This is a genomic window from Caulobacter sp. 05T431 (assembly GCF_056665975.1).
The window spans coordinates 70,629-91,146 of sequence record NZ_JBFTKU010000017.1; the positions used below are offsets into that span (position 1 = coordinate 70,629).

24 protein-coding genes and 1 tRNA gene are annotated in these 20,518 nt (G+C 69.3%); 9 read left to right on the top strand and 16 right to left on the bottom strand.

Annotated features, from left to right (window positions below):
* Window positions 1-125: 125 nt before the first annotated feature.
* The 6 genes from mscL to aroA all read right to left on the bottom strand — a co-directional run bounded on the left by mscL (window position 126) and on the right by aroA (window position 7,001).
* Window positions 126-548 carry a large-conductance mechanosensitive channel protein MscL gene (gene mscL, locus AC1U89_RS16265; protein ID WP_479900731.1) on the bottom strand — a complete coding sequence of 141 codons (423 nt, stop codon included), beginning with the start codon at window positions 546-548 and terminating at the stop codon, window positions 126-128.
* Window positions 549-632: 84 nt separating this feature from the next.
* Entirely contained in the window at window positions 633-917 is a 285-nt protein-coding gene (locus AC1U89_RS16270) for an integration host factor subunit beta (protein WP_479900732.1), read from the bottom strand.
* Between the two features lie 144 nt (window positions 918-1,061).
* Window positions 1,062-3,029 carry a DUF3857 domain-containing protein gene (locus tag AC1U89_RS16275; protein WP_479900733.1) on the bottom strand — a complete coding sequence of 656 codons (1,968 nt, stop codon included), beginning with the start codon at window positions 3,027-3,029 and terminating at the stop codon, window positions 1,062-1,064.
* 142 nt (window positions 3,030-3,171) lie between these two features.
* Window positions 3,172-4,881 carry a 30S ribosomal protein S1 gene (gene rpsA, locus AC1U89_RS16280; RefSeq protein WP_479900734.1) on the bottom strand — a complete coding sequence of 570 codons (1,710 nt, stop codon included), beginning with the start codon at window positions 4,879-4,881 and terminating at the stop codon, window positions 3,172-3,174.
* A 133-nt stretch (window positions 4,882-5,014) separates the two neighbouring features.
* Window positions 5,015-5,665, bottom strand: a complete 651-nt coding sequence (gene cmk / locus AC1U89_RS16285; RefSeq protein ID WP_479900735.1) for a (d)CMP kinase — start codon at window positions 5,663-5,665, stop codon at window positions 5,015-5,017.
* Between the two features lie 4 nt (window positions 5,666-5,669).
* Complete coding sequence (gene aroA / locus AC1U89_RS16290; RefSeq protein WP_479900736.1) at window positions 5,670-7,001, bottom strand: 3-phosphoshikimate 1-carboxyvinyltransferase; 1,332 nt, start codon at window positions 6,999-7,001, stop codon at window positions 5,670-5,672.
* A gap of 116 nt (window positions 7,002-7,117) precedes the next feature.
* On the opposite strand from aroA, the gene AC1U89_RS16295 reads away from it, so the two are divergent.
* The 3 genes from AC1U89_RS16295 to AC1U89_RS16305 all read left to right on the top strand — a co-directional run bounded on the left by AC1U89_RS16295 (window position 7,118) and on the right by AC1U89_RS16305 (window position 8,575).
* A complete protein-coding gene (locus tag AC1U89_RS16295) occupies window positions 7,118-7,585 on the top strand; it encodes a TIGR02300 family protein (RefSeq protein ID WP_479900737.1) in 468 nt (155 codons plus the stop codon).
* 192 nt (window positions 7,586-7,777) lie between these two features.
* A tRNA-Ala gene (locus AC1U89_RS16300) sits at window positions 7,778-7,853 on the top strand.
* 149 nt (window positions 7,854-8,002) lie between these two features.
* Entirely contained in the window at window positions 8,003-8,575 is a 573-nt protein-coding gene (locus tag AC1U89_RS16305; protein ID WP_479900738.1) for a hypothetical protein, read from the top strand.
* Window positions 8,576-8,718: 143 nt separating this feature from the next.
* Here the strand turns inward: AC1U89_RS16305 and AC1U89_RS16310 are convergent, their stop codons facing one another.
* On the bottom strand, window positions 8,719-9,681 hold the full coding sequence (locus AC1U89_RS16310) for an alpha/beta fold hydrolase (RefSeq protein WP_479900739.1): 963 nt from the start codon (window positions 9,679-9,681) through the stop codon (window positions 8,719-8,721).
* 122 nt (window positions 9,682-9,803) lie between these two features.
* Here AC1U89_RS16310 and AC1U89_RS16315 point away from each other — a divergent pair, with 122 nt between their 5' ends.
* Both AC1U89_RS16315 and AC1U89_RS16320 read left to right on the top strand, forming a co-directional pair.
* The gene (locus AC1U89_RS16315; RefSeq protein ID WP_479900740.1) at window positions 9,804-10,634 is read left to right on the top strand and encodes a helix-turn-helix domain-containing protein; all 831 of its coding nucleotides are present in this window, start codon (window positions 9,804-9,806) and stop codon (window positions 10,632-10,634) included.
* A 59-nt stretch (window positions 10,635-10,693) separates the two neighbouring features.
* On the top strand, window positions 10,694-11,644 hold the full coding sequence (locus AC1U89_RS16320; RefSeq protein WP_479900741.1) for an EF-hand domain-containing protein: 951 nt from the start codon (window positions 10,694-10,696) through the stop codon (window positions 11,642-11,644).
* Here the strand turns inward: AC1U89_RS16320 and cysQ are convergent.
* Window positions 11,641-12,417, bottom strand: a complete 777-nt coding sequence (gene cysQ, locus AC1U89_RS16325; protein WP_479900742.1) for a 3'(2'),5'-bisphosphate nucleotidase CysQ — start codon at window positions 12,415-12,417, stop codon at window positions 11,641-11,643. The genes AC1U89_RS16320 and cysQ overlap by 4 nt on opposite strands.
* Window positions 12,418-12,603, bottom strand: coding sequence for a DUF3553 domain-containing protein (locus tag AC1U89_RS16330; RefSeq protein ID WP_479900743.1), 186 nt, complete (start codon window positions 12,601-12,603; stop codon window positions 12,418-12,420).
* A gap of 110 nt (window positions 12,604-12,713) precedes the next feature.
* On the opposite strand from AC1U89_RS16330, the gene chpT reads away from it, so the two are divergent.
* The 3 genes from chpT to AC1U89_RS16345 all read left to right on the top strand — a co-directional run bounded on the left by chpT (window position 12,714) and on the right by AC1U89_RS16345 (window position 14,676).
* On the top strand, window positions 12,714-13,391 hold the full coding sequence (chpT, locus tag AC1U89_RS16335; RefSeq protein WP_479900744.1) for a histidine phosphotransferase ChpT: 678 nt from the start codon (window positions 12,714-12,716) through the stop codon (window positions 13,389-13,391).
* Window positions 13,392-13,489: 98 nt separating this feature from the next.
* On the top strand, window positions 13,490-13,867 hold the full coding sequence (locus AC1U89_RS16340) for a response regulator (protein ID WP_197026670.1): 378 nt from the start codon (window positions 13,490-13,492) through the stop codon (window positions 13,865-13,867).
* Window positions 13,864-14,676, top strand: a complete 813-nt coding sequence (locus tag AC1U89_RS16345; RefSeq protein WP_479900745.1) for a CheR family methyltransferase — start codon at window positions 13,864-13,866, stop codon at window positions 14,674-14,676. The genes AC1U89_RS16340 and AC1U89_RS16345 overlap by 4 nt, the downstream gene beginning before the upstream one ends.
* 6 nt (window positions 14,677-14,682) lie before the next feature.
* Here AC1U89_RS16345 and AC1U89_RS16350 read toward each other — a convergent pair whose 3' ends face one another.
* The 5 genes from AC1U89_RS16350 to nepR all read right to left on the bottom strand — a co-directional run bounded on the left by AC1U89_RS16350 (window position 14,683) and on the right by nepR (window position 18,741).
* Window positions 14,683-15,744 carry a hypothetical protein gene (locus AC1U89_RS16350; RefSeq protein WP_479900746.1) on the bottom strand — a complete coding sequence of 354 codons (1,062 nt, stop codon included), beginning with the start codon at window positions 15,742-15,744 and terminating at the stop codon, window positions 14,683-14,685.
* 290 nt (window positions 15,745-16,034) lie between these two features.
* Window positions 16,035-16,169: an entericidin A/B family lipoprotein gene (locus tag AC1U89_RS16355; RefSeq protein WP_479900747.1), complete on the bottom strand. Its 135-nt coding sequence runs from the start codon at window positions 16,167-16,169 to the stop codon at window positions 16,035-16,037.
* Between the two features lie 69 nt (window positions 16,170-16,238).
* Window positions 16,239-17,951 carry a sensor histidine kinase PhyK gene (phyK, locus tag AC1U89_RS16360; RefSeq protein ID WP_479900748.1) on the bottom strand — a complete coding sequence of 571 codons (1,713 nt, stop codon included), beginning with the start codon at window positions 17,949-17,951 and terminating at the stop codon, window positions 16,239-16,241.
* Entirely contained in the window at window positions 17,948-18,553 is a 606-nt protein-coding gene (locus AC1U89_RS16365; protein ID WP_479900749.1) for a sigma-70 family RNA polymerase sigma factor, read from the bottom strand. Before AC1U89_RS16365 ends, phyK begins: the two co-directional genes overlap by 4 nt.
* Window positions 18,554-18,555: 2 nt before the next feature.
* Window positions 18,556-18,741, bottom strand: a complete 186-nt coding sequence (gene nepR / locus AC1U89_RS16370) for an anti-sigma T factor NepR (RefSeq protein WP_028040104.1) — start codon at window positions 18,739-18,741, stop codon at window positions 18,556-18,558.
* 245 nt (window positions 18,742-18,986) lie between these two features.
* Here nepR and phyR point away from each other — a divergent pair, with 245 nt between their 5' ends.
* On the top strand, window positions 18,987-19,787 hold the full coding sequence (gene phyR, locus AC1U89_RS16375) for an anti-anti sigma factor/receiver protein PhyR (RefSeq protein WP_029910462.1): 801 nt from the start codon (window positions 18,987-18,989) through the stop codon (window positions 19,785-19,787).
* Window positions 19,788-19,876: 89 nt separating this feature from the next.
* On the opposite strand, the gene AC1U89_RS16380 is transcribed toward phyR, so the two are convergent.
* Both AC1U89_RS16380 and AC1U89_RS16385 read right to left on the bottom strand, forming a co-directional pair.
* Window positions 19,877-20,128 carry a hypothetical protein gene (locus tag AC1U89_RS16380; protein ID WP_479900750.1) on the bottom strand — a complete coding sequence of 84 codons (252 nt, stop codon included), beginning with the start codon at window positions 20,126-20,128 and terminating at the stop codon, window positions 19,877-19,879.
* Between the two features lie 10 nt (window positions 20,129-20,138).
* Entirely contained in the window at window positions 20,139-20,348 is a 210-nt protein-coding gene (locus AC1U89_RS16385) for a hypothetical protein (RefSeq protein WP_479900751.1), read from the bottom strand.
* Window positions 20,349-20,518: the final 170 nt, after the last annotated feature.

Below are 20,518 nucleotides of genomic sequence, written 5' to 3' on the forward strand. Positions count from 1 at the left end.
GGCGAATGCCGGGACCCAGATCCTATGGCCGAGTGGATGATTGGAAAGGCTCAGCGCTCATGGCGTCAGCCACACCGTCATTCCATCTGGGTCCCGGCATTCGCCGGGATGAGCGGATCAAAGGGTCAGGCCTTCGACTTGGCCAGCAGATCGCGGATCTCGGTCAGCAGCTTCTCCTCCGGCGTCGGGGCCGGCGGGGCTTCGGGCGCGGGATCGGCGGCTTCGGCGCGGCGGATCTGGTTGACCAGCTTGACCAGCAGGAACACCACCACCGCCACGATCAGGAACTGGATCACGGTGTTGATGAAGGCGCCGTACTGGATCGAGACCAGCTCGACCGTCTCGGTCGCCGGGTTCTCGGGCCGGAGCACCCACTGCAGCTTGGAGAAGTCCAGCCCGCCGGTCGCCAGGCCGATGGGCGGCATGATCACCCCGTCGACCAGGCTCTTGACGATCGAGTTGAAGGCCGCGCCGATGATCACGCCGACGGCCAGGTCGATGACGTTGCCGCGCGCGATGAACTCGCGGAATTCCTTGACGATGCTCATGCAGGACCTCTTCCGACTAGGGTCGGAAGAGCTGAACGCGTTCGCCCCTGGGGGTCAAGCGCCCCGGGATCGACGGGCGGGGGTCTATTCGTCGGCGTTCAGGCGGCCGCGCAGTTCCTTGCCGCTCTTGAAGAACGGCACGTGCTTGGCGCGCACGTCGACGGTCTCGCCGGTGCGGGGGTTGCGGCCGGCTCGGGCCGGGCGCGAGCGCACCGAAAGGGCGCCGAAGCMGCGGAGCTCCACGCGGCCCCCCTCTTCCAGCGCACCGATCATGCGTTCGAGAATGACGCCGACGACGCGCTCGACATCCTTCTGGGTCAGGTGCGGATTCTCGTTCGCGAGCCTGGCGATGAGTTCGGACTTGATCATCGATATCCCCGACGCGTCAAAGCAGCCCTAGGGGGAGAGGGCCCGACGCGCGTGCGACCTTTGCCCAAGGAGACCTGAGTCTTCAAGGGGAAAGCTTGCCTAACGCGGGCTTTTAAGTCGGGCAGGCGACAGGCCAAGGCGACCTCAAAGTCCCTTCGGCGCCCGGACGATCTTGGCTTCCGAAGCGGCCTTGCGCAGCTGCCGGTTGGTCTCCTCGACCGCCGCGAACGGGATTTCGCGGACCTGGCTGGAGGTCGTCCGCTCGAACCGGGCGACCCCGCCGGACAGCGCGCTGGTCTGGACGCTGCGGGCGCCGGCGATCGTCTCGTCGCTGTTGGGTCCCTTGACGCTGAACCCCGCGCCGCCGCGCGGCAGGGCGATCTCGGTCACCGACCGCGAGGAGGTGGGATAGGCCACGGCGTAGGGCGCGTCGCTGTTGGGGCCCGGCTCGCGGCGCGGGAAGGCCTTGGCCTGGCCGTCCCCCGTGCCGGGGATCTGGAACTCGCGTACGCCCAGGTCGTCGTTGAGGCGCCAGTCCAGGGTCGCGTCACCTGTCAGGACCAGGGTCAGAGCCCCGTCGTCGGCGCGCGACCAGTCGACGGTCTTGAACTCGATCCAGCTGAGCCCTGAGGACAGGCCCTGCTTGAGGGTGCGCTCGACGTCGGGGCGGCTGGCGGTCTCGGTCATCCGCGCCATCAACCGCGCGGCGTCGCCGCGGACGATCATGGTCAGCTTGGTGGGAGCCGGCGCGTCGAATCCGGCCGAGGCGTCGATGTGCAAGGTCATCTCGTTTTCCGGCGCGGCCAGCGGCGGCTGCACGATCTCGACCAGGCCGGTCCCGCCCGCCTGGATCGGCAGGCCCCAGCGGAAGGCGGGCGGACGCAGGGTCGAAAGGCCGCCGCGATCCCCAGTGCGGGTGCCGTCCAGCCAGTAGGCGACGCCGTCGATATGGGCCCGCACCAGGACGTGGTTGAACTGTGCGACGGCGGGCGTGCGCTGGTCCAGGCCGTCGCCGCCGCCCATCGACACCAGGACCGGCTCGGCCTGGACGCCCAGTTCGCGCAGCAGGGCCAACAGCAGGGCCGTCTTGGCCTTGCAGTCGCCGAACCGCCGCGACCAGGTCAGGTCGGCCGGAGTGGGGCGATAGCCGCCGTCGCCCATGCCCAGGAACAGGTATCGGGTCTTGTCCTCGACCAATTGCAGGGCGGCGAAGGCGCGGACCTTGGGATCCGGGCTGGCGGCCGCGATCGCCGCCGCCTCGGCCTTCAGCGGCGAGGACGCCGACAGGGTCGAGGCCTCGGCGAACAGCGGCGCCATACGAGCCGAGATCTCGTCCCAGCTGCGGAAGGTCGAGGCCTCCAGCTGGCCCACGCGGAGGAACCGCGCCGGCGCGCCGATCGGCGGCTTGGGCGCGGTGACGTTGGCGGCGTCGACCAGCAGCTCATGGGTCTTGCCGGCGGTCATGACCTTCGGCTCGGGGAAGCCGGGCGTCGCCTTCCAGGCCATGGGGACGCCGTCGGGCCAGATCAGCCGCACGCGATAGCGCGACGCCACGCCCGACCAGGCCATGCGCTCGGAATCGTTGCTGGCCCCGCCAAACAGCGGCTCGCTGTGCTTGAGGCTGTAGGACCAGTCGACGACGTCGCCGACCTGCAGGTCGTTGATCTGGATGCTGGCGGTCATCCGCCCGTCCAGCATGGCCCGCTCCATGTTCTTCTCGCGCCGGAGGACCAGGACGTCCTTGCCGTTCTTGAGCAGGTCGATCGTCTGGCCGTTCCGCACGATGGTCAGGCCGTGCAGGGTCAGGGTCTCGCGATCGGGGTCCCAGGTCATCGACCGCGAGCCCGACGAGGCCAGGCCCTCGGGCTTGGTGATCCGCACGACCCGGCGGTTGTAGTAGGTGATGCCCTGGGCGTCGGCGAAGGCCTGGTTGTCGTCCAGCAGGGTCTGGATGGCCGGCGGCGGGGTCTCGTCGGGCGCGGCGGGGATCGGGGCCGGCTGCACCCACTTGGCCGGCGGGGCGTAGATCGGCTTGTCGTCCGCCAGGGCCGCGCCCGCGCCGAACAGGCCCCAGGCGAGGATCGCGGCCGCAGCCGCCAAGGATTTCAGCACGACGACGCCCCCAAAGCCACGCGGCGCGTACACTCGCACCACAACCTTAAGCCGTCGTAGCAAGCTTACGGGCAAAAGAAAACGGCGGCCGGATCGCTCCGGCCGCCGTCTCTAAGCTCTAGTCTTCGCAGGTAGGCGAAGCTTAGTCCTTGGTGGCCCGCTCGCGCAGGGCCGCGCCCAGGATGTCGCCCAGCGAAGCGCCGGAGTCCGACGAGCCGAACTGCTCGATGGCTTCCTTCTCTTCGGCCATTTCCAGCGACTTGATCGACATCGAGACGCGGCGAGCCGCCTTGTCGATGTTGGTGATCTGAGCGTCGACGCGATCACCCACGGCGAAGCGCTCGGGGCGCTGTTCCTGGCGGTCGCGCGACAGGTCCGACTTGCGGATGAACGCGGTCATCTGGGCGTCGTCCTCGCCGAAGCGCACTTCGATGCCGCCGGTCGTGACTTCGGTCACGGTGACGGTCACGGTCTGGCCCTTGCGGTAGGTGTCGCCCGACATCGGATCGCCGCCCAGCTGCTTGATGCCCAGCGAGATGCGTTCCTTCTCGACGTCGACGTCCAGGACCTTGGCCTTGACGATGTCGCCCTTCTTGTAGCGGGCCATGGCTTCTTCGCCCGACGCGCTCCAGTCGATGTCCGACAGGTGCACCATGCCGTCGATGTCGTTGTCGAGGCCGATGAACAGACCGAATTCGGTCGCGTTCTTGACTTCGCCTTCGACGGTCGAGCCGACCGGGTGGGTTTCCAGGAAGGAATCCCACGGGTTGGCCAGGGCCTGCTTCAGGCCCAGCGAAACGCGGCGCTTGGACGGATCGACGTCCAGCACGACCACGTCGACTTCCTGCGAGGTCGAGACGATCTTGCCGGGGTGGACGTTCTTCTTGGTCCAGGACATTTCCGAGACGTGCACCAGGCCTTCAACGCCGGCTTCCAGCTCCACGAAGGCGCCGTAGTCGGTGATGTTGGTGATGCGGCCCGTGAACTTGGCGCCGACCGGATACTTGGCTTCAACGCCGTCCCACGGATCCGACTGCAGCTGCTTCATGCCGAGGCTGATGCGCTGGGTGTCCGGGTTGATCTTGACGATCTGGACCTTCACGGTGTCGCCCACGGCGAGCACCTGGCTCGGGTGGTTGACGCGCTTCCAGCTCATGTCGGTGACGTGCAGCAGGCCGTCGATGCCGCCCAGGTCGACGAACGCACCGTAGTCGGTGATGTTCTTGACGACGCCTTCGCGGATTTCACCCTCTTGCAGCTGCGACACCAGTTCGGTGCGCTGCTCGGCGCGGGCTTCTTCCAGGATGGCGCGACGCGAGACGACGATGTTGCCGCGCGGACGGTCCATCTTGAGGATGGCGAAGGGCTGTTCCTTGCCCATGAGCGGGCCGACGTCGCGCACCGGGCGGATGTCGACTTGCGAGCCGGGCAGGAAGGCCGAGGCGCCGCCCAGGTCGACGGTGAAGCCGCCCTTGACGCGACCGACGATGGCGCCGAGCACGGGCTCGTTCTTGGCGTAGACGCCTTCCAGACGGGTCCAGGCTTCTTCGCGCTTGGCCTTTTCGCGGCTGATAACCGCTTCGCCCAGGGCGTTTTCCAGGCGTTCCAGGAAGACTTCGACGGTGTCGCCGATCTTCACGGTGGCCTTGCCGGCTTCGTCGACGCCGAATTCCTTCAGCTGGACGCGGCCTTCGGTCTTCAGACCGACGTCGATGATCGCGAAGTCCTTCTCGATCCCAACGACCTTGCCCTTGACGACGGTGCCTTCAGCGAAGTCGCGGCCGCCCATGGAGTCGTTGAGGAGCGCTTCGAAATCGTCGCGCGTGGGGTTGAAGCTCATATCGTCAGCCATGCTGATCTTTGGTCTCTAGGTTGTGGGAAGCCCTGCGGTGAGCGCCGTCGGGTGACGGTTCTCGGGATTCCGGGTTGTGAGATTTTCGGATGCGAACCGCCGTGTCCTGAACGGCGGCGAGGCGGGCGGTGGATTAGCCCTTGGGGTTTCCCCACCGGGCGCGCGCCGTCTCGACGATGCGGCGGGCCGCATCGAAGGCCTGGGATATAGTCATTTCCGACGTATCAAGCAAGACGGCGTCGGGAGCCTGCGTCATCGGCGCGCTGGCCCGGCCGCCGTCGCGCTCGTCACGTTTCCGGATGTCGGCCAGGATCTCGTCGAAGGTCACGGCCTCGCCCTGGCCGACCAGCTGCTTCCAGCGGCGGTCGGCGCGGACCTCGGGCGAGGCGGTGACATAGAGCTTGGCCGGGGCCTCGGGGGCGATGACCGTGCCGATGTCGCGGCCGTCGATCACGCTGCCGGGCTCGCGCAGGGCGAAGTCGCGCTGCAGGTCGAACAGGGCCGAGCGGACGCCCGGATGCACGGCTACGCGGCTGGCGGCCTCGCCGGCCTGACGGGTGCGGACAGCCGGGTTCTCTAGCTCGGCCAGGTCCAGGCCCCGCGCCGCCGCCTCGGCGACCGCCGCGTCGTCCAGGTCGCCGTGGGCATCCAGCAGGCGCACGCCCACGGCCCGGTAGAGCAGGCCGGTGTCCAGCATMGGATAGCCGTAGAGCTCGGCCAGGCGCGAGGCGAGCGTGCCCTTGCCCGAGGCGGCGGGACCGTCGACGGCGATGACGAAAGCCATCGCCCTAGGCCTCGGCGATCGAACCGCCCAGGCCGCGCATCAGCTCGGCGAAGCCGGGGAAGCTGGTGGCGATCATGCCGGGCTCGTCGATCTCGACGGGCTGCTGGGCGGCCATGCCCAGGATCAGGTGGCTCATGGCGATGCGGTGATCGCCGTGGGTGATCACCTTGCCGCCGCCCCGAACGGGATGGTTGGCGCGGGCCGTGCCGATCACGGTCATGCCCTCGGGCTCTTCCTCGACGGTGACGCCGCAGGCCTTGAGGCCCGCCGCCGTCAGGGCGATGCGGTCGCTTTCCTTGACGCGCATCTCGCCGATGCCGCGCATCACGGTCGAGCCCTCGGCGAAGGCCGCGGCCACCGCCAGGATCGGATATTCGTCGATCATCGCCGGGGCGCGCTCGGGCGGAACGACGACGCCCTTCATATCGGGCGAATAGCGGGCGGTGATGTCGCCGACCTGTTCGCCGCTGGACTCGCGGACGTTCGCGATGACCAGGTCCGCGCCCATCTCCCGCAGGGTGGTGAACAGGCCGGTGCGCAGCTCGTTGAGCATCACGCCCTCGACCGTCACCTCCGAGCCGGGGACGATCAGGCCGGCCACCAGCGGGAAGGCCGCCGACGACGGGTCGCCCGGCACGGCCACGTGGGTCCCGGTCAGCTTCTGGCCGGCGGGCAGGCGGATGTGACGCGCGCCGTCGCGATCCTCGACGATCACCTCGGCCCCGAAGGCGCGCAGCATGCGCTCGGTGTGGTCGCGGGTGGCTTCCGGCTCGATCACCTCGACCCCGCCCTCGGCGTGCAGGCCGGCCAGCAGCACGGCCGACTTCACCTGGGCCGAGGCCATCGGAAGCTTGTAGGACAGGCCGCGAAGGTTGCCGCCCTTCAGGGTCAGCGGAAGGCGACCCTTGTCGCGGCCCAGCCAGGTGGCGCCCATGCGGGCCAGCGGGTCCAGGACCCGGCCCATCGGACGGCCGCGCAGGGAATTGTCACCGGTGAAGGTGGCGCAGAGGGGGAAGCCCGCCGCCGCGCCCATGATCAGGCGCACGCCGGTGCCGGCGTTGCCGCAGTCGACCACGTCCGACGGCTCGACGAAGCCGCCCTGGCCCTCGATCCGCCAGCGACCCACGCCCTCCTGCTCGACCCGCGCGCCGAAGTGACGCATGGCCTGGGCGGTCGCCAGGACGTCGGCGCCCTCCAGCAGACCCTCGACCGTGGTGGTGCCCGACGCCAGGGCGCCCAGGATCATCGAACGGTGCGAAATCGACTTGTCACCGGGGGCCCGAACGGTTCCACGCAAGGCTCCGCCGGGCGTGCTCTTCAGTCCAGCCGTCGTCATGCCGAAACCGGCTCCTTGGTCATGGTGGTTTTCGCGAGGGGTTTGCTTTTGACAGCGGCCCCTCGTCATGGCAAGTGACCGGCCGCTTTTCCCATCTGGATCAAAGGGTCGCCGCCTTGGCCAATCCCGAATTGGGCGCAAAACAGATTTGCCCCAACTGCCAATCGAAGTTCTACGATCTGAACCGCCGTCCGGCCGTGTGCCCGAAATGCGGTGAGACGTTCGATCCGGAAGAGGCGCTGAAGTCGCGCCGCGTGCGCGCCCGCGCCGTCACGCCGGATTACGACGCCGACGACGAGAAGGAAGTCGTCGCGCCCAAGGAGGTCGACGGCTACGAGGACGAGGTCGATGAGACCCCGGAAATCGACGAGGCCGCCGAGGAAGTCGTCGAGACCGACGACGACGACAGCGATCCCACCGTCGCGCCGGCTCCGGGCGGCGACGACCTGGGCGTCGACTTCTCGGAAGACGAGGACCTCGCCGAGGACGAAGCCGACGACGTTCCGTTCCTCGAGGACGAAGACGAGGACGACGTCCTCGACGACGAAATCGAAGGCCTGCCGGGCGCGGACGACGACGACTGAGGTCGTCCGCCTCCTTCGGAAAATTGATCGAACAACGGTCCGAAAAATTTTCCGAAAAAAGTTCGCMGGGAGGGTTGATCCAAAAATCCTCCCGGCATAGGTTCCGCGCCTCTTCGGGGGCCACCCACTGGGAACCGCCGGAGACACTGAGGAATACCAACGCTTCCCGCCGGGAAAACTTGGGAAAACCTTGGGGCTATAGCTCAGCTGGTAGAGCGCTTGAATGGCATTCAAGAGGTCAGCGGTTCGACTCCGCTTAGCTCCACCAAGACGGCCGCTTCCCTAAAGGGAGCGGCCGTTTCCATGTCCGGCGCCCGGTTCGGCGGCGCCTGGACGCCCAAGACCTTCCCCACAAAAAACGACTCCGTCCTGCATCGGTTTACCGGTCAGAGTGCTTCCGTGTTCGGAGGCTTGTTCATGCGACCCATCAAACCGTTCTCCCGTCCCGCCCTCGCCGCCGCGGTCCTGCTCGTGGCGGGTCCGGCCCTGGCCCAGACCGAGCCGTCCAAGGTCCAGCAGATCGGGGAGGACGCCTCGAAGGTGGCCGCCTCGCCGCTCAAGGACGTGGGCGTGATCAAGGACAAGATCCCGCAGGTGCTGATCGACGCCCGCAAGGACGCCTACGCCCTGCCCTCGCCGCTGAGCTGCAAGACCATCTTCGACGCGGTCGACGCCCTGGACGCCGAGCTGCAGCCCGACCTCGACGCCGAGTCGACCAAGCTCAAGACCGGCATGTCGGCGACCGAGATCGGCGAGACGGTGGTCCACGGCCTCACCCCCCTGCGCTCCTGGGTCCGCAAGCTGAGCGGGGCCGAGAAGAACGCCAACGAGGTCCAGGCGGCGATCCTGGCCGGCTCGATCCGGCGCGGCTACCTGAAGGGCGTGGGCCTGCAGATGCACTGCAAGCCGCCGGCGGCCCCGCTGGGCGTGGCCTTGCCGACGGCGCCCAAGCCGGTGAGCAAGCCCGCGGCCAAGCCGAAGAAGCGCTAGCTTTTCGATCCGCTCATCCCGGCGAATGCCGGGACCCAGATGGAATGGCGGTGTAGCTGACGCCACGAACGCTGAGCTTTTCCGGCCCACCTCCCGGTTATGGATCTGGGTCCCGGCATTCGCCGGGATGAGCGGTTTTATGTTCACGCGCCCCACAGCCTCAACGCCTCCTCGGCCACCACGTCCGGATACTCCTCCGGCCAGAACAGCTTGGCCTTGGGCAGACGACGCACGCCCTTGGCGTTCGGCAGGATCGCGGCCAGGTAGTCGGGGCTGCGCTTGTCGAAGATGTCGTCGGCCATGCCCCAGACGATGCGGGTCGGGACCGTGCACCGGCGCAGGGCCGCCTCGATCCCCGCCAGCGGATTGGGGTCCAGCCCCAGGGTGTAGGCGTTGACCAGGGCCTTGCTGGCCGCCGTGGCCACCAGCGGGCCGAAATACATGGCGATCGCCGCGTCGGTGGGCTGGCTGGGATCGGAGAAGCACATGCCGCCGAAACCTTCCGGCGACCGCGCCAGCTTGGGGTCCTTGAACCAGGGGACCAGCCACTGGTCGGGATAGGTCCCCTCGCGCGCCAGGGCCAGCACCGGCTGCAGGGCCGGCGGCGGGCTGTCGGGCTCGACGTCGCAATTGGTCAGCAGCAGAGTGCGGACCCGGTCCGGGAAGCGGGTGACGAAGATCTGGGCCACCGCTCCGCCGCTATCGTTGGCCACCAAGTCGACCGTGGCGATCTTCAGGGCGTCGAGGAAGGCCGCCAGCATGTTCGCCTGGTCGGACGGCGTCACGCCCTGCCCCGGCGCCACGCGGGTGAAGCCCAGGCCCATGGAGTCGGGGGCGATGCAGCGGCGATGGGGCGACAGCCGGTCGAAGGCCCCGCGCCACTGGAAGCCGTTCAGCGGGAAGCCGTGCAGGAACAGGGCGACGGGACCCGCGCCGCGCTCGACATAGGCGATGTCGCCGAACCGGGTGGGCAGGAATCGGCGGTCGGCGTTCCAAGCCCGCGCCGCCTGGGCGTCGTCCTCCGCGCGGGGCAAGGCGCCCTCCGCCCGCGCCGCGCCGGCCGCGGCCAGGGTGGCGGCGACGGTCAGGAACTGTCGTCTTTGCATGGTCCGATCCTCGTGGCGGGGGCGAGAGGCCCCGTTTCAGGCCACGACTAGAACCGGCGGATCGCCTGCTCCATGACCTGCCAGGTTATGGAGATCATGCCCCGCTCGGTTAGGGTCAGGTCATGAACACGATTACCTCTCCTCCGCCGCGCTCCGCCCCCGCCGGGGTCGAGCATCCCCTGGGCGACCTGCTGCGCCAGTGGCGCGCCGCCCGGCGCATGAGCCAGATGGACCTGGCGCTGGAGGCCGGGATCTCGACCCGCCACCTCAGCTATGTCGAGACCGGCAAGGCCCGGCCCAGTCGGGAGCTGGTGGCCCTGCTGGCCGGGGCGCTGGACATGCCCATGCGTGACCGCAACGCCCTGCTGGTGGTGGCCGGCTACGCGCCCGGCTATCGCGAGACCCCGCTGTCGGACCCGCAGATGACCCTGGTGCGGCGGGCCATCGAACTCATCCTGGCCCAGCACGAGCCCTTCCCCGCCTTCGTGGTCAATCGCCACTGGGACGTGATGATGGCCAGCCAAGGGCTTTTGCGGGTGTTCGGCTGGCTGCGCGACGGGGCCCAGCCGCACGGCAACATCATGCGCCAAGTCTTCGACCCGGCCGACATGCGGCCCTTCGTCGAGAACTGGGAGGAGGTGGCCGGCGACCTGATCGGCCACCTGCATCACGAGGCGGCCACCGACAAGACCTCCCGCGCCCTGCTGGACGAGGTGCTGGCCTATCCCGACGTGCCGACCCGCTGGGAGCACCGCGAACTGGGGGCCACGCCCCTGCCGTTGATGACCGTGACCTTCCGCAAGGGCGACCGGCGACTGACCTTCTTCTCGACCCTGACCACCTTCGGCACGTCGCGCGACATCACGCTGGAGGAGCTGCGGATCGAGTGCATGTACCCGGCCGACGACGAGACGGCGGCGTTCTGTCGAAGCCTGGCCGAAAAGGACGCCTAGGCCTCGATACAACCTCTGGCGCCGAACTTGCTGCGTTCGCCTCGACAGGAGGACGAGCGATGGACATCAGCGCCAACGGCGGGGCGGCCGCCGACCTGCGGGCCTTCCTGCGCGAAACCCGGCGCTCGCTCCCGAAGTCCTACGATATCGCCGGCGGGGCGATGCAACTCGCGGTCAAGGACCAGGTGTTCAAGGCCTTCGACGCCGACCAGGACGGCAAGGTCTCGGCGGACGAGATCGCCAAGCTCGGCAAGAACGGCCAGGACAAGCTTGCCGACAAGCAGGCCCTGGTCGCGGCGTTCGACCGCAACGGCGACGGCGCCCTGGACGTCGGCGAGTTCGGCGCGTCCAGGCTGCTGGACCGCGAAAACCTGCAAGCCCTGCTGGGCGTCCAGGACGAGGCCGGCGTCGCGGGTTGGCTGGTCTCGCGCGCGGACGCCGACGGCGACGGCGCGCTGTCCCTCGATGAATACGCCACCATCGCCTCGGCCAGGGTCGGCTCCGGCCGGATCGGCGCGGACGGCAAGGCGATCTGGGACTCGGTCGAGAAGGTCAACGCCGACAGGTTCGGCTGGACCGACGCCGACAAGGACGGGCGACTGTCCGTCGACGAACTGGCGGCCAAGCTCGCGGCGGCGCCGGAAATCCGCCGGATCGGCGATTCCGGCCAGGTCGTCGGCGTCCTGAGCGCGGCGGCCGACGGCGATGGCGACGGCGGACTGTCGGCCGAGGAGATGGCGGCGGCGGCCAAGGCCCAGGACCTGGACGCAGGACCCGTCGACGACCTGATGCGGTCGGCCGATCGCGACGGCGACGCGAAGCTGTCCGTCGACGAGCTGCGCGCGGCGATCCAGGAGCAGCCGCGGCTCTTCAAGCTGGGCGCCGCCGACGACCCCAGGGCGCCGACGGCCGGCGAGATCCTGCTGGCGCGCCTGCTGCGGTCGACCATGGACAGCTTGAGCGACCGCACAGCCTCCGAGCTGGGCGGCGCCCTGAACCGGACGGCCTAGGCCCCCCGCGCCACGAACCAGCCGTTGCGGAAGCCCTGGTCGGCCTTGCCGTAGGTGAAGGCTTCGCCTTCGGGCGTGGTGAAGCGGCCCCCGGCGGCGGCCAGGATGGCGTGGCCGGCGGCGGTGTCCCACTCCATGGTCGGCCCGTGGCGCGGATAGATGTCGGCCGCGCCCTCGGCGATGCGGACCAGCTTGATCGAGCTGTCCATCGGCGCGCGCAGGGAGAAGCCGTACTGGGCCGCCAGCTCGGCCGCCTTTTCTTCCTTCATGGTGTGGCTGACCAGGGCCAGGGGCTGGCCCTCCGGCCACGGCCGGGCCTGGACCCGGGTCTCGGCGCCGCCCGGCCCCTCGCGCTTGAGCACGCCTTCGGCCGAGGTGAACCAGACCTCGCCGGTCGCCGGGGCGCAGATCGCGCCGGCCACGGGGACGCCATGATCGATCAGGCCGATATTGACCGTGAAGTTGGGATCGCCGCGCACGAAGGCCTTGGTGCCGTCGACCGGGTCGACCAGGAAGAAGCGCGGACCGACGGACTCGGGCGTGCCGAACTCGCTGGCGTGCTCCTCCGAGATCGCGGTGATGTCCGGGAAGCGCTCGGCCAGCCGGGCCAGGATCAGCCGCTCGCCGGCCTTGTCGGCCTCGGTCACCGGGCTCTCGTCGGCCTTGCGGACCACGTCCAGCTCGGTGCGCCAGAACGGCAGGATGACCTCCGCAGCCGCCTCGACGATCGTCGCCAGGTCGCGGCCCATGTCGGCCAGGTTCGCAGGGATCATTCAGCTGCCTCTAGGATCGTCACCGACGAACCGCAGGGTGACGCGCGTCGCGTCGATCGTCTGCTTGCCGGCGTCTTCAAAATTGACGGTCACGCGATGGCCGATCACCGACTGCACCTGGCCCAGGCCCCAGTCGGGGCGGTCCGGATGGCGCACGAGGACGCCGGGTTCGATGAAGGGATCCATGACGGGCCCCTGATAGGCCGCCCTCCCCCCGGAAACCAGCCCCGTTTCGTCCACCCCCTTCTCTTCAGGCGCCGTTTGCCAAACTTACAAATCACGCCAAAGATCGCGCCATGACCGACGCCGACGCTCCCGCCGCCCCTGCTGACGCTCCCGAGCTGAACGTCAACGGCCCCGACTTCGCCGCCCTGGTGGCCGCGCGCCTCTGTCACGACTTCATCAGCCCGGCCAGCGCCATCGTCTCGGGCCTGGACCTGCTKGAAGACCCGTCGGCCCAGGACATGCGCGAAGACGCCATGAGCCTGATCTCGTCCAGCGCCCGCAAGCTGGCCGATCTTCTTCAGTTCACCCGCGTGGCGTTCGGCGCGTCCGCATCGGCCGAGAACTTCGACTCCCGCGAGCTGGAGAAGCTGGCCCAGGGCGTGTTCGCCCATGTGCGCCCGACCCTGGAGTGGGCGATCCCGCCGTCGACCATGAACAAGGCCAGCGCCCGCGCCATCCTCAACATCGCCCAGATCGCCGCCAGCGCCCTGCCGGCCGGCGGCAAGGCGACGCTGCGGGCCGTGGTCACGGGCGACCGGGTGGCGATCACCGCCGACGCCGCCGGCCCGCGCGCCCGCCTGCGTCCCGAGATCCTGGCCGGCCTGAAGGGCGAACCCCTGGCCGAAGGCCTGGGCGGCCCCTGGGTGCAGGCGGCCTATCTGAGCGCCCTGGTCCGCGCGGCCGGCGGCCAGATCGGCGTCGAGCTGGGCGAGGACCAGGTCACCCTGGCCGCCTGGGTCCCGGCCTGATCTTTCTCCCCCGACCCTTTTTCTGGCGATAAACCCCGCGGAACGGCCTCGCCGTCACCGCTCCTTAACACCCTCGGCGGCAAGCTGGGGGGATTGGAGTGGAGCGTGCCGTGAAGACCTGTCTCGTCGTCGACGACAGCCGGGTGATCCGCAAAGTCGCCCGGCGCGTCCTGGAAGACATAGGCTTCGAGATCGCCGAGGCCGCGGATGGCTTGGAAGCCCTGGCCTGGTGCCGGGCCGCGATGCCTGACGCCGTGCTCCTGGACTGGAACATGCCGGTGATGAACGGGATCGAGTTCCTGCGCCATCTGCGCCAGGAGCCGGGCGGCCAGGGTCCCACCGTCGTCTTCTGCACCGTCGAGAACAAGATCGAGGCCATCCGCGAGGCGCTGGACGCCGGGGCGGACGAATACATCATGAAGCCGTTCGACGGCGACATCATCGCGGCGAAGTTCGCCGAGGCGGGCCTGCTGTGACGCCCGAGGACATGGACCTGCTGTCCGCCCTGGCCCGCCAGCGCGCCGGCCTGCGGATCGAGAGCGACAAGGCCTATCTGGTCGAGAGCCGGCTCAACCCCCTGGCCCGCCGCGAGGGCTTCGAGTCGATCGAGGCCATGATCGCCGCCCTGCGCGCCCACCGCGAGGAACGGCTGATCTGGGCGGTCGTCGAGGCCCTGACCCTGAACGAGACCGCGTTCTTCCGCGACCGCGAGGTCTTCGCCCAGCTGCGCGACGAACTGCTGCCGACCCTGTCCAAGCTGGCGCCGAAGCGGCCGATCCGGATCTGGAGCGCCGCCTGCTCGACCGGCCAGGAGGTCTACTCCCTGGCCATGACCGCCGAGGAGTCCCGCGACCTGGCGCCCGGCGCCCGGTTCGAGTTCTTCGGCTCCGACCTGTCCGACCGCTGCCTGGAGAAGGCCCAGAGCGGCCTCTACACCCAGTTCGAGGTGCAGCGCGGCCTGCCCATCCGCCTGCTGGTCAAGCACTTCGAGAACCAGGACGAGATGTGGGCGATCAGCCCGCGCATCCGCCAGGCCGTGCGCTGGCGGCGGATCAACCTGCTGGCCGACCTGTCCTCGATGGGCAAGTTCGACGTCATCCTGCTGCGCAACGTCCTGCCGGGCCTGGACCCCAGCGTGCATGGCCGGGTGATCGAGAGCCTGGCCGCGCGTCTCGAGGACGACGGCGTGCTGCTGGTCGGCAGCGGCGAGTCCCTGGAGGGCGTCACCGGCGCCGTGCGGGCCATCGCCGGACGCTCGGGCCTGTTCACCCGTGCCGCGGCCTGACGCCCGCTAAGCCTGGGCCGTCCCCAGTTTCGCGCCCCGCTCGCGCCAGAACGCCAGCATCCGATCCCAGGCGGTTTCCGGTTCGCGGTCGGGCAGCGCCTTGACCAGCTTGCGATAGAGGGTCTGGACCGGCCCCGGCGCCGTCAGCGCCGCGGAGAGGTCCAGGGCCTCGATCATCGCCGCGGCCTCCTTGCGATAGTCGACGGCCAGCTTGCCGGCGTGCGGCGCGGGCGTGCGGCAGTCGCCGAAGTCCAGCTTCACCCCCGTCAGCACCTCGATCGCGGTGGACATGGTGCGGGCGTATTGCGGATCGCTGCCCAGGCGGTCGACGTCGATCACCAAGTCGGCGCGCGGCAGGGCCGCCACGTAGGACAGGACATAGACCGCCAGGAAGGCCGCGAACGAGGTTCGGGCGGGCGCGCGCTTGAACCGCTTGCGCACGGCCTGGATGCGCTCGAACAGGTCGCCCTTGCCCGCCGTCAGCCCCAGCCGCCTGGCCCCGGCCTCGCCGCCGGCCGTCTCCGACAGGATCACGTACTGGCAAAGCTCGAAATAGGTCGGCCGGGGCCGCTTGCGCAGAGAATAGAACGAGCGCCACTGCTGCACCGGGTCGCGGATCAGCACGATGTGGGTACCGCMGAACCGCCGCCGCAGCCAGCCGATGCGGCCCAGGGTCCGGCAGCAGGCCAGCACCGGCGTGCGGTCCTCCCGTCGCGCGGCCTCGATCAGGGTCTCGACATAGGCGGCCTGGCCGGAATCCTCCTGATCGACCGGCAGGAAATAGTCGTCCAGGGCCAGGCGCGTCTCGAAGCCGTGGACGCCGCCCTCGGGCTTGAGCAGATCGGAGAACTCCGACAGGTAGGGCAGGCCTTCGTTCGGGTGGCGCAGTCCGCTGGTGGAGGGCCGCTCGCGCTCGATCCATTCGGGCGTCAGCCGCGCCAGCTGCTCGTGCCAGGGCTCGTAATAGGCCATCACCTCGGGGACGGCGCGGAAGCGATGCCAGACATAGGTGCTGGAGCAACGCCAGCCGCTGTGGACGAAGATCGGCGCTGAGGACGGACGCGGCAAACCGGAGCTCTCACCCGTGGAAAGGACCTCCAAGGTGAAGCCTCCGCTTGGCGGGCGGATATCGATCCAGGCTGGATTTCGACGAGATTTGTAACTGATGCGCCACGCGCGAGATCGATTGTCACGAAACCCCGCCGCCCGTTACGGGATCGTCTTCAAATTGCATTTCTGCAATAAAATCTAAAGTAGAACTGACCTCGAAAGCCCGCGCAAAAAAGCCCGCCGATCCAGAGATCGGCGGGCTTGATCCCGGAGTCGGCGTAGCCGGCTCTGGAGCTTAAAGCTTTGGACTACTTGGCGTCCTTGGCCGTGTCGCTGACGGCGTTGCCGGCCGACGAGACGTCCTTGCCGGCGCCTTCGACGGTGTTGCAGGCGGCGACGGTGAGGCTGGCGGCCAGGGCGGCCAGGATGATGAGCTTACGCATGGGTCTTCTCCGGTGACCGCCCCAAGTGGGCGTCTGAGGTGTTGCCCCAGTTGAACGTGGGCGGCCCAGCTAGGTTCCGGTCGTTCCCGGCTCGGCCGACGGAGCCTCGGGGGTCGGAAAGACAAGGCGCACCAGGAGCCCCCCGGCCGGCGAGGTGTCGAACAGCAGCTTGCCGCGCAACTGCCGGGCGAAGGCGGTCATCAGGGTTCGACCCACCCCCTCGACCGGCCCCTTGGGCGCGCCGGGGCCGTCGTCGCCGATCGCCAGCTCGGCCTCTTCCCCGCGTACGAAGAAGTCGACCGTCAGCGTGCCGCCGCGTTCGGCTAGGGCGTGCTTCTGGGCGTTGGTGATGGCCTCGACCGCGAACAGGGCCAGGGGCGCCAGCCGGTCGGGGTCGATGACCAGCGGGTCGGCGTGGACCTCGGTGCGGATCGGACCGCCGGTCGACATGTCGCCGGCCAGCAGCAGGGCCGTCAGCTCCTCCAGGAACGGGCGCAGATCCACCCGCTTGAGGTCGGGGCCCTGGTAGAGCGCGCGGTAGATCTGGGCCAGGGCGGTGATCCGCTGGCGGGTGTCGTTCAGGGCCGTGCGGGCGGCGGGATCCGTCAGGGCCCGCTGCTGCATGTTCAGCAGGCTGGAGATGATCTGCAGGTTGTTCTTCACCCGGTGATGGATCTCGCGCATCAACGCGTCCTTCTCGCCCAGGCTGTCGCGCAGCGAGGCGTCGCGGGCGACGATGCCGGCGGCCATGTCGTCGAGGGTGGCGGCCAGTTCGCGGATCTCCGGCGGCGCGCGCTCGGCCTGCAGGGGACGCACGGTGAAGCGGCCGCGGGCGTAGATGGCCGCGACCCGGCGCAGGTAGACGATCCAGCGGATCACCGCCTGCTCGGTGGCGTAGAGCACGGCCGCCAGGGCCAGGACGAAGGCCAGCAGCGGGGCCAGCAGGCGCAGCATCGGGTTCAGCCAGGCCCACGAGGCGATGCCTGGGGCCTTGGCCGACAGGATGACGAACACCTCCTGGCCGACCAGGGGCGCGGCCGAGAAGTCGCGCGGCCGCCCGTCGGCGTCCCGGCCGGACCAAAGGGCCGAGCCGCTCTTCACCGCCTGCTCCCGCCAGGCCATGGTCGGCGTGCCGAACGCCCGCCGGTTCGTGGCGGCGAAGACATGGCCCTCGGAATCGGCCAGGGCCACCTCGGCCCCGCCCGGCAGATAGCGGTTGGCCGTCTCCGGCTGGATGGTCGACAGGGTCAGGACGGCGGACATGGCGCCGTCGAAGCGGCCGTCGCGGGTCTCGGCGCGCACCGCCGTCAGCACGGCGGGCTCGTCCGCGTAGTCGACGCCCGGGATGCTGGCCACCACCATGTGCGACCCGGCGGCCAGCCGCTGGAACCAGCGGCGGTTGGCGCGGGTGGGATCGGGCGGAGTGGTGCCGGCGGCGCAGGACACCCGGCCGTAGGCGTCGAACCGGATCAGGTTGGCGTAGCCCGGCAGGCGCTCCTTCACCGTGTCCAGCCGCTGGGCGCACTCCAGCCCGACCGAGCCTGGGCCCAGGGTCTGGAGCAGGACGCCGGCGGCCTCGATACGGGCGCGGGCGATCGCGGCGCTGCGCCCGGCCGCCAGCTCCAGGCTCTGGCGGCGCGAATCCGCCTCGGCCTTAAAGGCGAACACCGATTGCAGGACGCCCAGGATCAGGACGGGCAAGAGCGCGAGGAACAGCGCGCCGGCCAGTCGGACCCGGATGGACCCGACCGCCCCGGCCCCTCGCCCGAGAAGAGACTTCACCGCAGGGTGCTCAGTCTCTCCGCGTCGGCCAGGATGGCGTACATGGCGTCGCCGGCGGCGGCGCCGTCGCGGTCATAGGCGCCGGCCTCGAGAATGGCCTGCAGGGCGCGCCGCGCGCGGCTGACCCGGCTCTTCACCGTACCCACGGCGCAGCCGCAGATCTCGGCCGCCTCCTCGTAGGCGAAGCCGCCGGCGCCGACCAGGATCAGGGCTTCGCGCTGCTCGGGCGGCAGCATGGCCAGGCTGAGCCGCAGCTCGTCCAGCGCCACCGGCGCCTCGGGGTCGTCGACCGCCACCAGGGTGCGTTCGGCCGCTTCCTGGTCGAGCTGGCTCTGGCGCCAGGAGCGCCGCTTCTCGGAATAGAACTGGTTGCGCAGGATCATGAAGGTCCAGGCCTTCATGTTGGTGCCCAGCTGGAAGCTGGCGCGGGCGTCCCAGGMCTTCATCATGGCGTCCTGCGCCAAGTCGTCGGCGGCGGTGGGATCGCCCGTCAGGGTCCTGGCGAAGGCCCGCAGGTGCGGGATGAGCGTGACGAGTTCCTTCTTGAAGGTCCCGTCGCGGGCCGGGTCGAATGGCGAGCGGCCGACTTGCGCTTCGCTCATGCTCACCGCTCTCCCGAAGGCGTCTCGGCCTTACGCAGGATGTCCAGAAACTCGTCGGGGACAGGCTCGTTCACGACCTCGTCGAACATCTGACGAAGCTTGACGCCGATAGCCTGCTGACGGAGCCGCGCCTCGTCTAGCGCGGCGGCCCCTTTGCGGTGATCTTCCATGGGTACGTGTTCGATCATGTCCTCGACGCCGACAAGACGCGGCGCCCGCCCCCTTTGGCCGAATGAGTGTACGCCGGATGACAACGTCGGATTCCGTATGGGGTTCCACAAGCTTGGGCATATGATGGCAAAATTCTTCTGACTTCGGAACCTGTCATGGAACCCGGGTTCGAGGGTTGCGTTTATGTTCGGATGGCCGAACGGCGTAGCTTCACCGCACCCCCGGCTTTTTTGTACCCGAAGACACTCACACGGGAGGGGTCATGAGTCTTCTTGCCCGGCTGGCGCCGCATCTGCCTTACGTTCGTCGCTACGCGCGCGCCCTGACCGGCGATCAGACGACCGGCGACCACTATGTCCGCGTCGCGCTCGAGGCCCTGGCGGCCGGCGAGCGGTCGCTGGACGCCAACCTGTCGCCGCGCGTCGCCCTGTATCGCGTCTTCCACGCMATCTGGCTGTCCTCGGGCGCCCAGCTGGAAGCGCGGCGCGACGACCAGTCCAACGCCGCCGACGACGCCTCGCAGCGTCTGATGCGCATCGCCCCGCGCTCTCGCCAGGCGTTCCTGCTGACCGCCCTGGAAGGCTTCACCCCGACCGAGGCCTCGCAGATTCTCGACTGCGACTTCGCCGAGGTCGAGCGGCTGATCGCCGAGGCCCAGAGCGAGATCGACGCCGAACTGGCCACCGAGGTCCTGATCATCGAGGACGAACCGGTGATCGCGGCCGACATCGAGGCCCTGGTCCGCGAACTGGGCCATGACGTCATCGACATCGCGGCCACCCGCGGCGAGGCGGTCGACGCCGTGTCCCGCCGCACGCCGGGCCTGGTGCTGGCCGACATCCAGCTGGCCGACGGCTCGTCGGGCATCGACGCGGTCAAGGACATCCTGGCGCGTCTGGACGTGCCGGTGATCTTCATCACCGCCTTCCCCGAGCGCCTGCTGACCGGCGAGCGCCCGGAACCGACCTTCCTGATCACCAAGCCCTTCCAGCCGGAAACGGTAAAGGCGGCGATCGGCCAGGCGCTGTTCTTCCATCCGCGGCGGACCCAGAAGGCCGCCTGATCCGCGTCAGGCCCTGAAAAGATCAAGGCCCCGGTGCGAACCGGGGCCTTTTTCTTTCTGGCGGTCGCACCGCCCGTCCTCAGCGGAGGTCAGCCGGCCGGCGTCTGCTTCACCGGCGCCTGCTCGGTCGAATACTGCTGGGCTTCGCCCTGGGTCGTGGCGCCCTTGGTGTGCTCGACCGACGCCAGGTCGCCCGAGCGCAGGCCCCAGGCGCCGAACAGCGCGGCGGCGGCCAGGACGGTCGAGATGACCAGCACCCAGAACACATGCTTGCCCCAGCGGCCCTGGCGGGCGCGGGTGGCGTTGACGGCGGGATGATGCTGTTCGAGATCTGCGGGCATGAGGGCCTCCTTAGCGGGCGGCGGAATAGGACCCGACGTCCGGCGCCGCCGGTCCGCTGGGAGCGAGGTTGTCGTTGAAGCGCTGGAGGAGCCCCGCCGAGGCCGCGACCGCGGCGATCACCGCCAGGGCCGCCACGCGATTGCGCCGGACCTTCTGTCGGCGCGTCAGCGCGCTTTCGAAGGCCAATCCACCGTGTTCGGTCTGAAAGGTGCGGATCACGACGTTGCTCCCCAGGGCGAGGCCGGGCGGCCTCCTGGAAAATCAACGTCCCTTCCCTGGCGACGTTCCCTTCGGCCCTCGCTGGAAGGGGGTCGCGGGGTCGTGAAAAAATAATCGCCGGAGAGGCGAAAAAAGTTTCGATCGGCGGGAACCCGGTCGGGGGAGCCACG